Consider the following 14,463-nt stretch of genomic DNA (forward strand, 5'->3'; position numbering starts at 1 on the left):
CGCCAACAGACGACTGGAAACTACCATCCAGGCCTGCGATGGGCTGCCATAGGTGGATTTTCAGCTGTACCAAGAGCGCTGCCGCGCCACGGCCCGCTACCCAGATGCCGGCGCCAACCCCATCTATCCCACCCTGGGGCTGTGCGGTGAGGCTGGTGAGGTGGCCGACAAGGTCAAAAAGGTGCTGCGCGACCGTCAGGGCAGCTTCTCGCCGGAGGTGATTGCAGACCTGCAGCTCGAGCTTGGTGATGTGCTCTGGTACGTGGCCCAGCTCGCTACTGAACTTGGCCTGGAGCTAGAGCAAATTGCCCAGACCAACCTCGACAAACTGGCCAGCCGCGCCGCCCGTAACGTGATCGGAGGCAGTGGTGACAGGCGGTGAGCAAGCAAGGTATGGAGCTTGGGCCACGGCATGCACTCGCCAAGTGGCTGGGGCGGCTGCTCGGCCTACTAGTCATTTGTGCTCTGGTGCTGCCAGCTCCTGCCTGGGCAGCTGATCTGCAGGTATCTGACCTGAGCATCGAGCCCTGCCCCGCAGAGGACATCGGCGCCCAGCCGGAATTGCGGCGTCCTGCTGGCGCCAGCTGCTACGCCCTGCGCGGCAGCGTGGTGAATCCCACCCGCAAGCCCGTTGTTGATACCGACGTCTTTGCCCTGATCGTTGATTCAAGTGGCGAGCCGGTGCTGCAAAACCGCACCCGGGTGGGTTCGATTGGTGATGTGCCACCAGGCACCTCTGCCTTTGCCCTGCGCCTATCGGTGCCGGCTGGCACCCCTGGACCGCTCAGCTTCAGAAATGTCAAGGCAAGGGGTTTCAGTGCCCCGGTGCGCAGCCGCGCTGGCGCCGATGACGAGCTGCTGCCCCTTGAACAGGCATTAGCTGATCAGTAACCAGCTCCGAGCACCGAAACGCTGGCGCCTTCGAGCAGGCTCTGCACCAATTGCAGGGCAATGAAGGCCACGATCGCCGAAAGGTCTAGGCCGCCTAGGGGCGGAATCAGGCCGCGGAAGGCGTTCAGGTAGGGATCGGTGATCGAGCTCACCGTCGAAAGCACGGGGTTGCTCCAGTCGAGATTGGGAAACCAGCTCAGCAACACCCGCACCAGCAACACCAGGGTGTAGATGCTGAGGGTCTGGGCCAGAACCTGCAGCAGGAAACTCAGGGCGTCCATGGAATTTTGTTAGTGGGCCAACTCTAGGCAGCTTGCTTCCAGAGGTCAGCCTCAGCCTTGATGGCGAAGGTGCGGTGGAACTTCTCGCTGAGGGTGAGCCAGTAGGAGCGGCCCTCGCTTTGGCGCTTGCGCTCGATGAAATTTTGGGCCAGTAGCTCCTTGATGTGGTCGTAGGCGCCGGAGCCGCGCAACTCGACTAGATCCGATTGCAAGATCCGCTTTTTTAAGGCAATCGTGGCCAGGGTTCGCAGGGCGGCCGTGGATAGGTCCACGGGCAGGAGGTTTTGAACCAGGTCTGCCAGCCCATCGCGCAGCTGCAGGCTGTACCGGTTGCCCTCTTGGCGCACCTCCAGGGCCGTATCCCGGTGGGCGTAGTCGGTGATCAAGGTGATCAAGCCAAGCTCCGCCTCCTCTCGGCTAACCGCAGCGATCTCAGCAAGTTCTGCCAGGCTGAGGGGCCGGCCTTTCAAGTAGAGGATCGCCTCCATCCGGGCGGGCAGGGATAGGCCCTGAATCAGCCCCGTGCTTTGCATGGCCGCAGGTTACCGCAGCTTTTTTGGCTCATGCCAGGGCTGGCAGGGGCGCTGAGCTGGGCCCCAAAAACAGTTTGTAGGCAGGGTTTGCCGATTCGTCCCAATGCTGATAGCCCAGGCCATCGAGGAACTCCTGCCAGGCGGGTCTGTCAGCGCGAGGCACCTGCACCCCCACCACGATCCGCCCCACGTCGGCGCCGTGGTTGCGGTAGTGAAAAATGCTGATATTCCAGTTGGCGTGTAAAGCGTTTACGAACGCCATCAGGGCGCCTGGTTTTTCGGGGAACTCGAAGCGATAGAGCAGCTCTTCGCCCTGAGCGAGAGCCGGGCCGGCGCTGGCGGGCAGGCGGCCGCCCACCATGTGACGCAGGTGCAGCTTGGCCAGCTCGTTGTTGGAGAGGTCGAGGCAGGGGAAGCCGGCGTTCTGCACGTCGTTGATCAGTTGCTGCTCGTCGGCCGTGCCACTGGTTTGCACCCCTACAAAAATGTGAGCAACCCTGGGATCGGCCAGCCTGTAGCTGAACTCGCTGAGGCTGCGCTGGCCCAGCACACCACAGAAGCGCCGCAGGCTGCCGGTCTGCTCGGGGATTTCCACCGCCAGCATCGCTTCGCGGTCTTCGCCGATCTCAGTGCGCTCGGCCACGAAGCGCAGCCGGTCGAAGTTCATGTTGGCGCCGCAGGCAACCGCCACCAAGGTTTGGCCGTGCAAGCCCTGTTGCACCACATCGCGCTTCATGCCGGCTATGGCAAGGGCTCCGGCAGGCTCCAGGATCGAACGGGTGTCTTCGAACACGTCCTTGATGGCTGCGCAGATGGCGTCGGTGTCGACTGTCACCATGCGATCCACCGTTTGCTTTGCCAATTCAAAAGTGAGCTCACCGACGCGGCGCACCGCCACGCCATCGGCGAAAAGGCCCACCTGCTCAAGCTGCACCCGCTCCCCGGCGGCTAGGGAGCGGGTCATGGCATCGGCGTCCACTGGCTCAACGCCAACGATCTGAACTTGGGGCCAGAGGGTTTTGACGTAGGCCCCAATGCCGGCGATTAAGCCGCCACCGCCTACGGCCACGTAGATAACGTCAGGCGGCGAGGAGCACTGGCGCAGGATCTCCAACCCGATCGTGCCTTGACCGGCGATCACATCGGGATCGTCAAAGGGATGGATGAAGCTGAGCCCCCGCTCCATGCCCAGGCGCGTGGCTTCCGTGCAGGCGGCGTCGTAGTTGTCGCCATGCAGCACCACCTCGGCGCCCCTGGCCGCCACCGCCTTCACCTTCATCTCCGGTGTGGTGACAGGCATCACAATCACGGCCCTGCAGCCCAGCTTCTGGGCGGCTAGCGCCACTCCCTGGGCATGGTTGCCGGCGCTGGCGGCGATCACGCCCCGCTCCAGCTCGGCAGGCGAGAGGCCGGCCATTTTGTTGTAGGCGCCGCGCAGCTTGAAGCTGAACACGGGCTGCAGATCCTCACGCTTCAGAAGCACCCGGTTGTGCAGGCGCGCCGAGAGATTCGGCGCAGGATCCAGTGGCGATTCAATCGCCACGTCGTAGACCCGCGCCCGCAGGATCCGTTGCAGATAGCTCTCAGGGGCCTCGCTCATCCCACCAGTGTCGCAATTCGCACCCCTGGGCGGAAGCCAAGGCCTAGATTGCACCCCACCTCCAGGGTTGTGCATGCATCTCAGCGAGCTGAGTCACCCGAATCAGCTGCACGGCCTGAGCACGGCAGAGCTTGAAGCAATTGCCCGCCAGATTCGTGAGCGCCATCTGGAGGTGGTGAGCACCAGCGGCGGGCACCTAGGCCCTGGGCTGGGAGTGGTGGAGCTCACCCTCGCCCTCTATCAAACCCTCGATCTCGACCACGACAAAGTGGTGTGGGACGTGGGTCACCAGGCCTATCCCCACAAGTTGATAACTGGCCGTTACAAGGATTTCGACAGCCTGCGCCAGAAGAACGGGGTGGCCGGCTATCTCAAGCGCAGCGAGAGCCCCTTTGACCATTTCGGTGCCGGACACGCCAGCACCTCGATTTCGGCTGCCCTAGGCATGGCCCTGGCCCGCGATCGCCGCGGGGAAGACTTCAAATGTGTGGCGGTGATCGGCGATGGCGCCCTCACTGGTGGCATGGCTCTAGAGGCGATTAACCACGCCGGCCACCTGCCGAAAACCAAGCTGCTGGTAGTGCTGAACGACAACGACATGTCGATCAGCCCTCCGGTGGGGGCCCTTTCCACCTACCTCAACCGCATGCGGCTGAGCCCACCCCTGCAATTTCTGCAGGGCAATGCCGAGGAGGCGATCAAGCACCTGCCCTTCCTGCACGGTGAGCTGCCCAACGAGCTCAAGACGCTCAAAGAGAGCATGAAGCGTTTGGCGGTGCCCAAGGTGGGTGCGGTGTTTGAGGAGCTGGGCTTCACCTACATCGGCCCCATCGATGGCCACGACATCGCCGGCATGGTGCGCACCTTTGAACAGGCCCACCGCACCGAGGGGCCTGTGCTGGTGCATGTGGCCACCACCAAGGGCAAGGGCTACGCCTACGCCGAGGCCGATCAGGTGGGCTATCACGCCCAGAGCGCCTTTGATCTGGCCACTGGCAAGGCCTATCCCTCCAGCAAGCCGAAGCCTCCCAGCTACAGCAAGGTGTTTGGCCAGACACTGGTGAAGCTCTGCGAACAGGACCCCACAGTGGTGGGTATTACCGCTGCCATGGCCACCGGCACCGGCCTTGATCTGCTGGAGAAGGCCCTACCCAATCAATATTTTGATGTGGGCATCGCCGAGCAGCACGCTGTGACCATGGCGGCTGGCATGGCCTGTGAAGGGCTCAAGCCAGTGCTGGCGATTTACAGCACCTTCCTGCAGCGCGCCTACGACCAGTTGATTCACGACGTCGGCATTCAGAATCTGCCGGTCACTTTTGTGCTGGATCGGGCCGGCATCGTTGGCGCTGACGGCCCTACCCACCAGGGTCAATACGACATCAGCTACTTCCGCTCCGTCCCCAATTTCACGGTGATGGCCCCCAAGGATGAGGCTGAGCTGCAGCGCATGCTGGTGACCTCAATTCACCACAGCGGCCCCTGCGCCCTGCGCATTCCCCGCGGCGAAGGCGAGGGGGTGCCCCTGGCAGAAGAGGGCTTTGAACCCCTGGAGATCGGCCGGGGCGAGCTGCTTACCGACGGCGACGACCTGCTGATCGTGGCCTACGGCGCCATGGTGGCCCCGGCGATGGCTACAGCCGGATTGCTGCAGGAAAAGGGTCTGAGGGCGGCCGTGATCAATGCCCGCTTCCTGCGGCCCTTAGATGAGGCCTTGATTCTTCCCATGGCCAAGCGCATCGGCAAGGTGGTGACCATGGAGGAGGGCGCCCTCCCTGGTGGCTTCGGTGCCGCCGTGGTGGAAACCCTCAGCGACCACGACGTGCTGGTGCCCGTGTTGCGCATCGGCATCCCCGACGTGCTCGTGGACCACGCCAGCCCGGAGCAGAGCAAGCAGAGCCTGGGCCTCACCCCACCCCAGATGGCGGAGCGGATCATCAGTCGTTTTGGTGTTCCGCTTCAAAGCAGTCTCCCTGCTTCGGCTGCGCCCGTTGCTGTCTGAACCGGAGCCCTACGACTGCGAGGTGCTTGTGGTGGGTGCTGGCCCTTCGGGTGCTGAGCTAGCCCGCCTACTTGCCCAGGCTGGGGTTGATGTGCTGCTGGTTGATCGGCTTAAGAATTTGGGTCAGGCCGCTTTCAGTAGTGCGGCCCTGCCGCTTGAGACCCTCGATCGCTTTGGCATACCCGCTCACGTTGTGGCGGCGCGCTGGAGTGGCTGGCAACTGGTGGGACCAGGAGAGCAGCGGCGGCTGTGGAGCGCAGAGCAACCCCTCGGCGCCGTGCTCGATTTTGGCGCCCTGCGCCAGTGGCTAGCTGGCCAGGCCCAGGCCTGGGGCGCTCGCCTGCAGCTCGGCGTCACGGCCATTGGCTGGCATCAAGATGGCGCTGGCGTTTGCACCGTGGTGCGGGATGGCGCTGCTGGTCGCCGCTTGCTGCGCAGCCGCTGGCTGGTGGATGCCAGCGGCGAGGGCCGAGCCCTGATTGGCGAGCAGGCAAAGCTGGCCGATCCGCTGGTGGCCGGCCTGGGGGTGGAATGGTTGCTGCAGGTGCATCCCGAGCAGCACCGGCCCTGGGCAGACCGGCTCAGTTTTTTCCTTGGCAGCGACTGGGTACGCCAGGGTTACGGCTGGATATTTCCGATGGCACCGGGCCAGCTCAAGGTGGGGGTGTGCCGCTTGGCCGATCCCAGCCGTGCCCAGCCAGCGCTGGCTCTGGAGCTGGGCGCCCTGGTGCAGCGCTGCGGCCTAGGCCAAGCCGAGGTGCTCGATCGCCATGGGGGCCGCATTCGCAGCACGGTCCGCCGCCATGAACCACACCGGCTGGGCAGGTTGATCGGCCTGGGTGATGCTGTGAGCACGGCCAACCTGCTGGGTGGGGAGGGCATCCGCCACGCCCTAGCCAGTGCCCGGGTGCTGGCACCGCTGCTGCTGAAGGCCCTGGCCAAGCCAGCTGGCTTGGCCGTCCTAGACCAATACCAAAGCCTGCTAAGGCGGGAGTTGGGCTGGCGCTGGAGCCTGAGTGGCCGCCTAGCTAGGCGCACCTGGCTAGGACTGGCTGATGCCAGGGCCGATGCGCGCCTGGAGCGTCTGCTGGCTGGTTTGCAAACCCGGCGGGCGGAGGATCTCTCCGCCCTGTTGTTTGACTACCGCTTTGAGCGCTACGGGCTTAAAGCGCTGCCCTACTTGCTGGGTTGGCGCTGAGCCCTGAGGTTGGAACCCAGGCCCTTAAACCACGCCGCGGGAGGCCAGGCCAAGGATGGCGCCCATGCCGAGGATGTGGCCGAGGCTCAAGGTGCCGAGCATGGCGCCGTGGCTGAAACCGCCAAATAGGCCGGCGCTGGGCAGCTTCAGACCAACGTTTTGATGTTGGATCGTGGCCTTGCCAAGGGCGATGGCAATCACGTTGCAGACAATCATCACCAGCGCCACCTTGGGTGACCAGCTGATGGTGGCGGGGGCAAGGGCCAGGAGGGGAGCGATCATGGAGCAGGTGCCAACGCCCCATCTTCCGGGCAGCACCGCCTATGGATGACCCGGCTTAAGACTTGTTCATTGCCTGCTGCCGCAGCCGGGTGACTACGCCATCGCGCTTGAGCCTGCCAAGCGCTTCATTGATCCGGGTTTCCAGGTCTTTGCTGATGCCTGGTGAGAGGGCGAATGCCTGGGATTGGGGGTTGAGGTTGCGCAGCGCCAGCCCGTAGAGCTTGTGGGGCAGTTGCTGCAGCAAAAAGTCGAGCTGGATGTCGTCGGCGAGCACCGCATCCACGGCATCAGCAGCCAGCAGGGTGTCGGCACGTATCACCTGATCGAGCTCGCGCAGCTGAATCGGCGGCTGCAGGCCGGAGTCGTTGAGTCTTTGCAGTAGATCGTCGCTGACGGTGCCAGGCCGCACGGCAACCCGCTGGCCGGCGAGATCGTTGAGTCTGCGGATGTTGTGGCTCGCCAATTCCTGGTTGCCCCGCACGACGTTCAAGGTGACGTAGCTGACCAGCAGCGAGGCCGTGATGATCCGCACCAAGTAGGCCATAAAGACAAAGGTGTGGCCCCGTGTACTAACAACAACGGTGTTTGTGCCAGGGCCGGTGGCCAGCACCTGGAAGATCAGGGCGAAGGCGCGTCGCGGCCCGATCTCCCAGCTGCTGGGTTTGCTGCCGTTGCGCTCCACCTGCCAGACAGCCACGCTCAACATGCCTATCAGCACCACGTAGGCCAGCAGCAGCCTGATCAGATCAGGCGCCAGCAGGCTGCGCAGCAGGGAACTGCCTAGCTCCAGCTGGTTGCGTTTGACCATCACCCCCAAGCCCGATTCCTGAAAGGGCAGGCTGAAGCGGTTCTGGCGGATGCGTTCTGGTGAGATGGTGATGCAGCCGATCGCAACGTCCACTTCGTTGCGCTTGGTGGCCGCCAGCAGCTCGGTTGTGTTGTCAGCTGGGACCAGTACGTAGGGGATCTGCTCCTGGTCGGCGACCTGTTGCCACAGTTCCACGGCCATGCCACTCCAGCTGCCCCGCTGGCGATAGGAGCAGGGCTGGGAGCCATCCGCCACGCCGACTCTCAATACGGGTGCAGCCTGGCTGGGCCCAGCGGCAAGGCTGACGACGATCGCCAGAAGCCAGAGCATCAGGATCGGGGCGGTTGGGCCGTGATCACGGCGCCAATGCCGCTGAAGCCAAGCACCACCAGCAGGTTGGAGATCGTGAGCAGCGATTCAGCTCCCCCATGTAGGGAATCCACATTGGCCAGCAGCTCGCCGTAGCGCAGTTGGGCCACGATGGCGGCGGCAATGGTTACGGCCACAAACACCAGGGTGAATTGAAAGCCCCGCAGGGCCAGCTTGGGGAACCCCTCAATCCGCCCTGCCCACCAAAGGAAGGCCAGATAGGGGAGTAGCGACAGCACAAACAAAGGCGTGGGGTCGATGCCGGCAAGCCAGCCGAGAGGACCGCTCATGGCGCCGCCTGCCGCTGCTGGCGCAGCAGGTTCCAGGCTGCTAGGGCCAGGGCGGCATTGCCAATGGTGGTGAGGCCCGCCTGAAACACCACCAGGCCCTGCAGGTTTGGGCTGTTGTCAAACAGATGCCAGGTGCAGGCAGCCATGGCACTCACCAAGGCAGGCAACATTGCCAGGCTCAACCAACGCCAACCACCCTCCCGGCGCGCCACCCCCAGGCGCTGCACGGCCACCATCGCTACCACCCACTCAAGCACCGAGGTGACGTGAATCCACCAGGTGGGTAGGGAGAGGGCATGCATGGGGTCAGAGCAGGGGCGTGAGCTTCTCTTCGGAGCGTGACAGGTCCTGGATGCGACGGCGCAGGGTGTCGACCAGTTCGGCAATGGCCGGCGCGTTTCGGTTGTCGTGCAGCACCACCAGGCTCTCGACGTAATGGGAGGGCACGGCGACATCGAGTTCAACGACCGGCAGGGTGGTTCTCAGGGTCTTGAGGATCAGGCTATTGGCGAAGTACACGGCCTCTTTCTGTTGTTTTTTAGTTACGGCTTGGGTCTGGTCTGGCTGGAAGTGATGCTGGAAGAAGTTTTGGATGAACAGCTTCTGGGCGTGGGGATTGAACGGGAAGGTCGCGATCTGGCAGCACGATCCGATCTCCAGTCGGGTTGGGCTGGAGATATCAACCACACGAGAGTCCGCCGGGGTCACCAGATGGATTGGCGAGCGGTAGAGGTCGAAACAGGTGAAGCGATGGTCGTCGCAGGACGGTCGTTCGGGCAGGGTTGCCAGGCAGGCGTCGACCACCCGCTCCTTCAGCAGGTCCAGACAGTGATGGGGCGACCCCGGCGCGTCGCTGGGGTTGATGATCCAGTTCTTCGGCAGCGGCCTAAGTAGGTGGTCTTGACTCCAGGCTGGAGCCTGAAGCCGCAGGGGGCGATGGCCATGGATCCGATTGAGTTGGTGCACCTCTCTCTCCATTCGCACCAGCAGGGAATTTCCGCTCAGGTGCCACTGGCCGCCTCTGCGTTGCAGCTTGAGGCCGAGGTTGGACTCGGCCTGACTGACCCGACGGGAGACCGTGCTCTGATTGCAGCGGGCCCGGTCTCCGGCTAGGACACCACTCCCCAGCCAGATCAAAAGATCCAGAGCTTCCAGTGTCTCAACGGTGACCATCGCGCCTAGCCAGCCACCGTGGGCAGTTGTTGATCGCAGCTTCGATGGAGCCAATGGTGGCAGTCGGGGCTAAGGGCGCTGCGGCTCACCCGCTCGTAGGCCTCCAGCTGCTCCGGCCGCAGCACCCCCCGCCAACGCCCGTTGGTACCCCGGTAGAGAAAAGATTCGGCGCCCCCCTTCCAGAGACGCCCGCCGCAGGGCACATAGGTGGCGCTGCGCCGCCGCATAGCTTTGAAGTCGACGGCGGCACACACCATTTCTAAGCGCTCCGGGTCGGGGTCTATGCCCAGGAAGCAGGCGATCCGCTGCACCTGAGCAAGGAGATCGGCCTTGAGGTCGTTGTAGTGGAGCAAGAGAATGTTTGGTTGTTGGTGGTGATCCCACCAAGACTGCACGTTGTGAAAGAACGACCAGTAGGGCCACCCGTCCTGCTCCCAACCCAGCCAGCCGCGTTGCAGCCAGTCATCAAAGAAGGTGTGCACATCGGCGGGGGGGTGCGGAAAGGTGTCGCCCCGCTCGTTGGGCACTTGGTTGACCAGCTGGTGGGCTTCGTCACTCCAATTGATGTAGTGATTCCAGAGTGACATCGCCACATCCCGTCCATCGCGGGCGATGTATAAAAAAGAGCGCTGGTGGTCCCAGGGGAGGGCATCCAGCGGTAGATGGCTCTTGATGAAGCGGCGGTGGCGTTGCTGCTCCAGGGTTTGCTGCAGGGCCTCAAGATCGTGATAATTCGCCTCCAGCCAGGGAGAGAGCTCTGCCAGCGAGGCAGGCAATTCGCCCTCAAAGAGCAGATGGGCCACGATCGACTGCAGCCAAGTGGTTCCGCTCTTGTACGGACTGGCGATGATGATGTCGTCGTCGCGCAGGTTCAGCCCATTCCAGCGCTGGCTATCGAAGTGGTGATTGCGGATGTGGCGCGTAAGTTGCGGGTCACTGCATCGCGGGTCTGGGCATTGAGGGTCAGGGCATTGAGAGTCAGTGCTCACCAACCGCAATAGTGGAAATGCTGCGGAGAACTTAGGTAGGCTAAAAGGCTATTTGGGTGCTTTCGAGCGGTCTGTGGTCGCAACCCGCCAGGAGATCTCGGAGCCGACCCCGCGGCTGTTGCTTTGCGGCTACTACGGCGAGCACAACCTGGGCGACGACGCCCTGCTGGAGGTGCTGCTGAGCCAGTTGCCAGGGGGTTATCAGGCCACGGTTACGGCCCACGACGGTGCCCTCGTGCGGGAGCGCTTTGGGGTTGATACGGTGGCGCGCCGCAGCTTGCCCCTGGTGCTCAAGGCGCTGCGCCACTGTGATGCCTTGGTGCTTGGCGGCGGCAGCCTGTTGCAGGATTCCACCAGTTTCAAGAGCCTGCTCTATTACGCAGCTCTGATTGGGGCCGCCCGCTTGCAGGCCAAGCCTGTGCTGCTTTGGGGCCAGGGGCTGGGACCCCTGCAGCGGCGGCGCAGCCGATTGCTGGTGGGCCGCCTGCTGCGATTGGCAACGGCTGTGAGCTGGCGCGACCCGGAGTCGGCTGCCCTGGCCAGGAGCCTGGGGCGTGACGGACCCGTGGGCAGCGATCCGGTCTGGGGCCTACCTCCCCAGCAATGGCGGGGTAGGGGCGGCCCCTTGGTGCTTTGCTTTCGCCCCACCCGCCAGTTGCAGGGTTCAGCTTGGAGGCCCTATCTGGCAGCCCTGGATCAGTTGGCCGCCAGCCAGAACCGGGAGGTGATCTGGCTGCCTTTCCACGCCAACCAGGACCGGGGCCTGCTGGAGCAGCTGCGCCGCGAGCAGCTGCTGCCGCCAGGGCTGGCAGCCCGCAGTCGGGAGGTGCTGGCTGAGCGGCCCCAGGAGGCGATGGCCATATGCAGCGGCGCTGGCTTGGTGGTGGCGATGCGGCTGCACGGCCTGATCCTGGCGGCCCTCTCCGGCGCGCCCTGCGCCGCCCTCAGCTACGACCCCAAGGTGGCCGCCGCCGCCGCCAACCTGGGCTGCCCCTGTCAAAATCTGGATATGGCGCCCGGCCCTGGGCTGGTGGCCAGCTGGGATAGGGCGCTAGACACCCCTCCACCCGCTTCAAGGCTGCTGGAGCTGCGCCAGCAGAGCGAAGTACACCAGCAAGTATTTGCATGTCTGGCGCCACTGGCTGTTTTATGACCTATTGGGTGTTTTATGACCAATTGGCTGCGTTAGCGCCTGATCAGCTGGCCTGAAGCTCCCGAAGGCTGGTGAGCACTTCGGCGCTGTGGCCGCTGGGACGGACCGCCACCCAGGTGGAGCGCAATATGCCCGAGGGGTCGATGAGGAAGGTGTGGCGCTGAGAGAAGGGAGCGATCCAGCTGCCATAGGCGCGGCTCACAGTGCCAGCTGGATCAGATAGCAAGGGAAACGCCAGCCCCTCGCTGCTGCAGAAATCGGCGTGGGATTCGGCATCGTCGGCACTCACTCCAACCACGGCCGCATTGGCGGCACGGAAGCTGGCCAGGTCTTTTTGAAAACCACGAGCTTCGATGGTGCAGCCGCCGGTGAAATCACGGGGATAGAAGTAGAGCACCAACCATTTGCCCTGGAAGTCGGCCAAATTCAGCCGAGTAGGTACGGCTTCACCATCGGCTGCTGGCGCAATGCCGGCTAGGTCGAAATCAGGGGCGGATTGGTTGAGTGCGGGCAGGGTGCCTCCCAAAGCAAAAGCCTGTCGGCTGGATGCCAACAGGCTTGCAGCACCCGCAGCTGCGGGCAGAAGAGCAACTAGGCCCTGCAGAAGTGCCCGACGCCGCATCGCAGGCTCAGATTTTGGCCAGGTTGACGCCCAACTCTTTGGCGTAAGCGCCCAGGCCCTTCTTCTGGATGGTTTTCAGAGCGCGGGTGGAGACGCGCAACTTGATGAAGCGGTTGCCTTCAGCCCACCACAGACGGCGCTCTTGCAGGTTCACCTGCTGGAGCTTTTTGGTGCGCACGTGGGAGTGCGAGACGGCCATGCCGTTGTTGGCGCGCTTGCCTGTGAGCTGGCAGACCCGGGACATGAACGATTTCCTAAACGACTTGCAGGCCCTAGCCCGAAAAATCATCCTACCAAACGGCAGATCCAGCCTTGGCCGGGCCTGCCGCTAGCGGCAGGAGAGAGTCAGAGCCCCCGCTCCATCAGCTTGCCCATCAAATCGGCGCTGCGCTGCTGGAAGCCAGCAAGCTCATTGGGCTCCAGGCCGCCCACGGCCAGACGGGCCAGCTCGTAGACATGGCGGCCAAGATCATCGGCCAGCTGCTGGCTGGGGGAGCTGCCGCCACTGCCACCGGTTGTGATCACCGAACCGGCAGAGAGCTTGAGCAGGCCCTCCACCAGCTTGTGTTTGCGGTTCACAAGCAGCACGTGGTGATCGGGCAAGCCCGGCAGGCGCTGCTCCATCAGGGCGCCCATGTCGTTGAGGCGGCGCATCTGCTCCGGCAGCAGGATCAAGGCGGCGGGGGCGTTGTCACCCTTGAGGGCCTGCACCTGGATGGTGATCTTGTCGTTGGCCAGAGCTGCCTTGAATAAATCGCGCAGCTTTTCGGAATTGTCCTTGCCGTCTGCGTCGCTGATCTCGCTTTCTTTCTCCTGCAGCGATTCATCCAGCTCGCTGTCCACCCGCTGGAATTTGAGCTCCTCGTGGCGGTATTCGAGCCAGGGGATGAACTGGGTGTCGATGAAGGTGTCGGCCAGCAGCACCTCGGCCCCCTGGCTCTTCCATAGGGCAAGGGCCCCAGCCTGGCCTGCTTCATCGGTGCAGTAGAGGATGCGCTTGTCGTTGGCGCCATCCAGGCGGGTGCGGTAGCCAGCCAGGGTGGTGTAGGCCTTGCCGCCTTCGCCGGGGATGGGGTCAATGCTCTCGCCCTCACCAGGCTCCTGCTCCGTGGGGGAAGCACTAGTGCCAAACAGCACCAGATCGGCCACCTGGTCGGCGAACTTTTCATCCTCCATGGCGCCGATCTTGATGAAGGGGGCCAGCGACTCCCAGCTTTCGGCGTAGCGCTTGGGGTCGTCGCGATGTAGCTCCTTGAGCCGGTCGCCCACCTTCTTGGCCACGAAGCCGCCGATCGAACGCACCCGCCTGTCGGTTTGCAGGGCGGAGCGGCTCACGTTCAGGGGGATGTCGGGCGAATCAATCACGCCGCGCAGGGGCAGCAGGTAGCGGGGCACCACCTCCTTGATCGAGTCGCTCACAAACACGTTGTTGCAGTAGAGCTTGATCTCGCCCTTCTCCCAATCGGCCCGGCCAGTGGATTTGGGGAAAAACAGGATGCCCTGCAGGTTGTAGGGATAGTCGGTGTTGAGGTGCACCCACAGCAGGGGATCGCCCTGGAAGGGATAGAGGTAGCGGTAGAGCTCGATGTAGTCGTTGTCGGTGAGGTCCCTGGGGCTCTTGCGCCAAGGGGCCTCGCGCTTATTGACGGTTTCGCCTTCCAGCTGCACTTCCACCGGCAGGAAGTCGCAGTAGGTGGTTATTAAGGTGCGGATACGGGCCGGCTCGATGTATTCGAGCTCCTCCTCCATCAGGTGCAGGATCACGTCGGTGCCGGGCTCGCTGCGCTCGGCCACCTCCAGGCTGAAGTTGGGGGAGCCATCACAGCTCCAGCGCACCGCCTCCGCGCCAGCACTGGCCGAGAGGGTCACCAGCTCCACCTGCTTAGCCACCATGAAGCTGGAATAGAAGCCCAGGCCGAAGTGGCCGATGATCGCGTCGTTTTCTTGCTTGTATTTCTCGAGGAAGTCTTCGGCGCTGGAAAAGGCCACCTGGTTGATGTAGCGCTTCACCTCATCGACATTCATGCCGATGCCGTTGTCGGAGATGGTGAGGGTGTTGGCCTCGCGGTCGATGCGGATCGAAATCTTGGCTTCAGGCCCTTCGCTGCAGTCGCCAGCCATCGCCGCCATGCGCCGCTTGCTGATGGCATCCACGCCATTGCTCACCAGCTCCCGCAGAAACACCTCATGGCCGCTGTAGACGGCCTTTTTGATGATCGGAAAGATGTTTTCGGTGTGGATCTGAATCTGGCCCTGTTCCAGCACCGTCATG

General features: G+C 63.4%; 17 protein-coding genes. 5 read left to right on the forward strand and 12 right to left on the reverse strand.

Features of this window, described 5'->3' with window-relative positions:
- Positions 1–52: 52 nt before the first annotated feature.
- Both KBY99_RS11990 and KBY99_RS11995 read left to right on the forward strand, forming a co-directional pair.
- Positions 53–382 (forward strand): nucleoside triphosphate pyrophosphohydrolase family protein, encoded by a 330-nt coding sequence (locus tag KBY99_RS11990; RefSeq protein ID WP_254999280.1) that lies wholly within the window; start codon positions 53–55, stop codon positions 380–382.
- 11 nt (positions 383–393) lie between these two features.
- Positions 394–891 carry a hypothetical protein gene (locus KBY99_RS11995; protein ID WP_254999283.1) on the forward strand — a complete coding sequence of 166 codons (498 nt, stop codon included), beginning with the start codon at positions 394–396 and terminating at the stop codon, positions 889–891.
- Here KBY99_RS11995 and KBY99_RS12000 read toward each other — a convergent pair.
- Genes KBY99_RS12000 through ilvA form a run of 3 tightly spaced genes read right to left on the reverse strand, consistent with a single transcriptional unit; the run spans position 885 to position 3,305 of the window.
- Complete coding sequence (locus tag KBY99_RS12000) at positions 885–1,172, reverse strand: YggT family protein (protein WP_106501631.1); 288 nt, start codon at positions 1,170–1,172, stop codon at positions 885–887. The two genes, KBY99_RS11995 and KBY99_RS12000, sit on opposite strands and share 7 nt — an antisense overlap.
- Before the next feature lie 23 nt (positions 1,173–1,195).
- Entirely contained in the window at positions 1,196–1,705 is a 510-nt protein-coding gene (gene scpB / locus KBY99_RS12005) for an SMC-Scp complex subunit ScpB (protein ID WP_254941483.1), read from the reverse strand.
- Between the two features lie 28 nt (positions 1,706–1,733).
- Positions 1,734–3,305 carry a threonine ammonia-lyase, biosynthetic gene (ilvA, locus tag KBY99_RS12010; protein ID WP_254999284.1) on the reverse strand — a complete coding sequence of 524 codons (1,572 nt, stop codon included), beginning with the start codon at positions 3,303–3,305 and terminating at the stop codon, positions 1,734–1,736.
- A gap of 73 nt (positions 3,306–3,378) precedes the next feature.
- Here ilvA and dxs point away from each other — a divergent pair, with 73 nt between their 5' ends.
- Both dxs and KBY99_RS12020 read left to right on the forward strand, forming a co-directional pair.
- Positions 3,379–5,307 carry a 1-deoxy-D-xylulose-5-phosphate synthase gene (gene dxs / locus KBY99_RS12015; protein WP_254999285.1) on the forward strand — a complete coding sequence of 643 codons (1,929 nt, stop codon included), beginning with the start codon at positions 3,379–3,381 and terminating at the stop codon, positions 5,305–5,307.
- Positions 5,297–6,505 carry an NAD(P)/FAD-dependent oxidoreductase gene (locus tag KBY99_RS12020; protein WP_254999286.1) on the forward strand — a complete coding sequence of 403 codons (1,209 nt, stop codon included), beginning with the start codon at positions 5,297–5,299 and terminating at the stop codon, positions 6,503–6,505. Before dxs ends, KBY99_RS12020 begins: the two co-directional genes overlap by 11 nt.
- 24 nt (positions 6,506–6,529) lie before the next feature.
- Here the strand turns inward: KBY99_RS12020 and psaK are convergent, their stop codons facing one another.
- The 6 genes from psaK to KBY99_RS12050 are packed head-to-tail and all read right to left on the reverse strand — an operon-like array spanning position 6,530 to position 10,416.
- Positions 6,530–6,787, reverse strand: a complete 258-nt coding sequence (gene psaK, locus KBY99_RS12025; RefSeq protein ID WP_254941486.1) for a photosystem I reaction center subunit PsaK — start codon at positions 6,785–6,787, stop codon at positions 6,530–6,532.
- A 55-nt stretch (positions 6,788–6,842) separates the two neighbouring features.
- Positions 6,843–7,925: a transporter substrate-binding domain-containing protein gene (locus KBY99_RS12030; RefSeq protein WP_254999287.1), complete on the reverse strand. Its 1,083-nt coding sequence runs from the start codon at positions 7,923–7,925 to the stop codon at positions 6,843–6,845.
- Positions 7,925–8,254, reverse strand: coding sequence for a DUF3593 domain-containing protein (locus tag KBY99_RS12035; RefSeq protein ID WP_106501637.1), 330 nt, complete (start codon positions 8,252–8,254; stop codon positions 7,925–7,927). The genes KBY99_RS12030 and KBY99_RS12035 overlap by 1 nt, the downstream gene beginning before the upstream one ends.
- Positions 8,251–8,556 carry a DUF2499 domain-containing protein gene (locus KBY99_RS12040; protein ID WP_254936304.1) on the reverse strand — a complete coding sequence of 102 codons (306 nt, stop codon included), beginning with the start codon at positions 8,554–8,556 and terminating at the stop codon, positions 8,251–8,253. Before KBY99_RS12040 ends, KBY99_RS12035 begins: the two co-directional genes overlap by 4 nt.
- Before the next feature lie 4 nt (positions 8,557–8,560).
- On the reverse strand, positions 8,561–9,427 hold the full coding sequence (locus tag KBY99_RS12045) for a hypothetical protein (RefSeq protein WP_254999288.1): 867 nt from the start codon (positions 9,425–9,427) through the stop codon (positions 8,561–8,563).
- Positions 9,428–9,432: 5 nt separating this feature from the next.
- Positions 9,433–10,416 (reverse strand): sulfotransferase domain-containing protein, encoded by a 984-nt coding sequence (locus tag KBY99_RS12050; protein WP_254999289.1) that lies wholly within the window; start codon positions 10,414–10,416, stop codon positions 9,433–9,435.
- 73 nt (positions 10,417–10,489) lie between these two features.
- On the opposite strand from KBY99_RS12050, the gene csaB reads away from it, so the two are divergent.
- Positions 10,490–11,569, forward strand: a complete 1,080-nt coding sequence (gene csaB / locus KBY99_RS12055) for a polysaccharide pyruvyl transferase CsaB (protein WP_254999290.1) — start codon at positions 10,490–10,492, stop codon at positions 11,567–11,569.
- 43 nt (positions 11,570–11,612) lie between these two features.
- Here csaB and KBY99_RS12060 read toward each other — a convergent pair whose 3' ends face one another.
- The 3 genes from KBY99_RS12060 to htpG form a co-directional block, all read right to left on the reverse strand.
- The gene (locus KBY99_RS12060) at positions 11,613–12,191 is read right to left on the reverse strand and encodes a peroxiredoxin (protein ID WP_254999292.1); all 579 of its coding nucleotides are present in this window, start codon (positions 12,189–12,191) and stop codon (positions 11,613–11,615) included.
- A gap of 7 nt (positions 12,192–12,198) precedes the next feature.
- Positions 12,199–12,435 carry a 50S ribosomal protein L28 gene (gene rpmB / locus KBY99_RS12065; RefSeq protein ID WP_106501739.1) on the reverse strand — a complete coding sequence of 79 codons (237 nt, stop codon included), beginning with the start codon at positions 12,433–12,435 and terminating at the stop codon, positions 12,199–12,201.
- Between the two features lie 101 nt (positions 12,436–12,536).
- Positions 12,537–14,462: a molecular chaperone HtpG gene (gene htpG, locus KBY99_RS12070; protein ID WP_254999294.1), complete on the reverse strand. Its 1,926-nt coding sequence runs from the start codon at positions 14,460–14,462 to the stop codon at positions 12,537–12,539.
- Between the last annotated feature and the right edge of the window lies 1 nt (position 14,463).

The sequence above is a fragment of the Cyanobium sp. Maggiore-St4-Cus genome, from assembly GCF_024345615.1.
Lineage (GTDB): Bacteria > Cyanobacteriota > Cyanobacteriia > PCC-6307 > Cyanobiaceae > Cyanobium_A > Cyanobium_A usitatum.

Bases quoted from the DNA above. Each gene is read 5' to 3' on its own strand.
- KBY99_RS11995 (WP_254999283.1), top strand. From the start codon at position 394: ATGGAGCTTGGGCCACGGCATGCACTCGCCAAGTGGCTGGGGCGGCTG.
- KBY99_RS12000 (WP_106501631.1), bottom strand. From the start codon at position 1,172: ATGGACGCCCTGAGTTTCCTGCTGCAGGTTCTGGCCCAGACCCTCAGC.
- scpB (WP_254941483.1), bottom strand. From the start codon at position 1,705: ATGCAAAGCACGGGGCTGATTCAGGGCCTATCCCTGCCCGCCCGGATG.
- ilvA (WP_254999284.1), bottom strand. From the start codon at position 3,305: ATGAGCGAGGCCCCTGAGAGCTATCTGCAACGGATCCTGCGGGCGCGG.
- dxs (WP_254999285.1), top strand. From the start codon at position 3,379: ATGCATCTCAGCGAGCTGAGTCACCCGAATCAGCTGCACGGCCTGAGC.
- psaK (WP_254941486.1), bottom strand. From the start codon at position 6,787: ATGATCGCTCCCCTCCTGGCCCTTGCCCCCGCCACCATCAGCTGGTCA.
- KBY99_RS12030 (WP_254999287.1), bottom strand. From the start codon at position 7,925: ATGCTCTGGCTTCTGGCGATCGTCGTCAGCCTTGCCGCTGGGCCCAGC.
- KBY99_RS12035 (WP_106501637.1), bottom strand. From the start codon at position 8,254: ATGAGCGGTCCTCTCGGCTGGCTTGCCGGCATCGACCCCACGCCTTTG.
- KBY99_RS12040 (WP_254936304.1), bottom strand. From the start codon at position 8,556: ATGCATGCCCTCTCCCTACCCACCTGGTGGATTCACGTCACCTCGGTG.
- KBY99_RS12045 (WP_254999288.1), bottom strand. From the start codon at position 9,427: ATGGTCACCGTTGAGACACTGGAAGCTCTGGATCTTTTGATCTGGCTG.
- KBY99_RS12060 (WP_254999292.1), bottom strand. From the start codon at position 12,191: ATGCGGCGTCGGGCACTTCTGCAGGGCCTAGTTGCTCTTCTGCCCGCA.
- rpmB (WP_106501739.1), bottom strand. From the start codon at position 12,435: ATGTCCCGGGTCTGCCAGCTCACAGGCAAGCGCGCCAACAACGGCATG.
- htpG (WP_254999294.1), bottom strand. From the start codon at position 14,462: ATGACGGTGCTGGAACAGGGCCAGATTCAGATCCACACCGAAAACATC.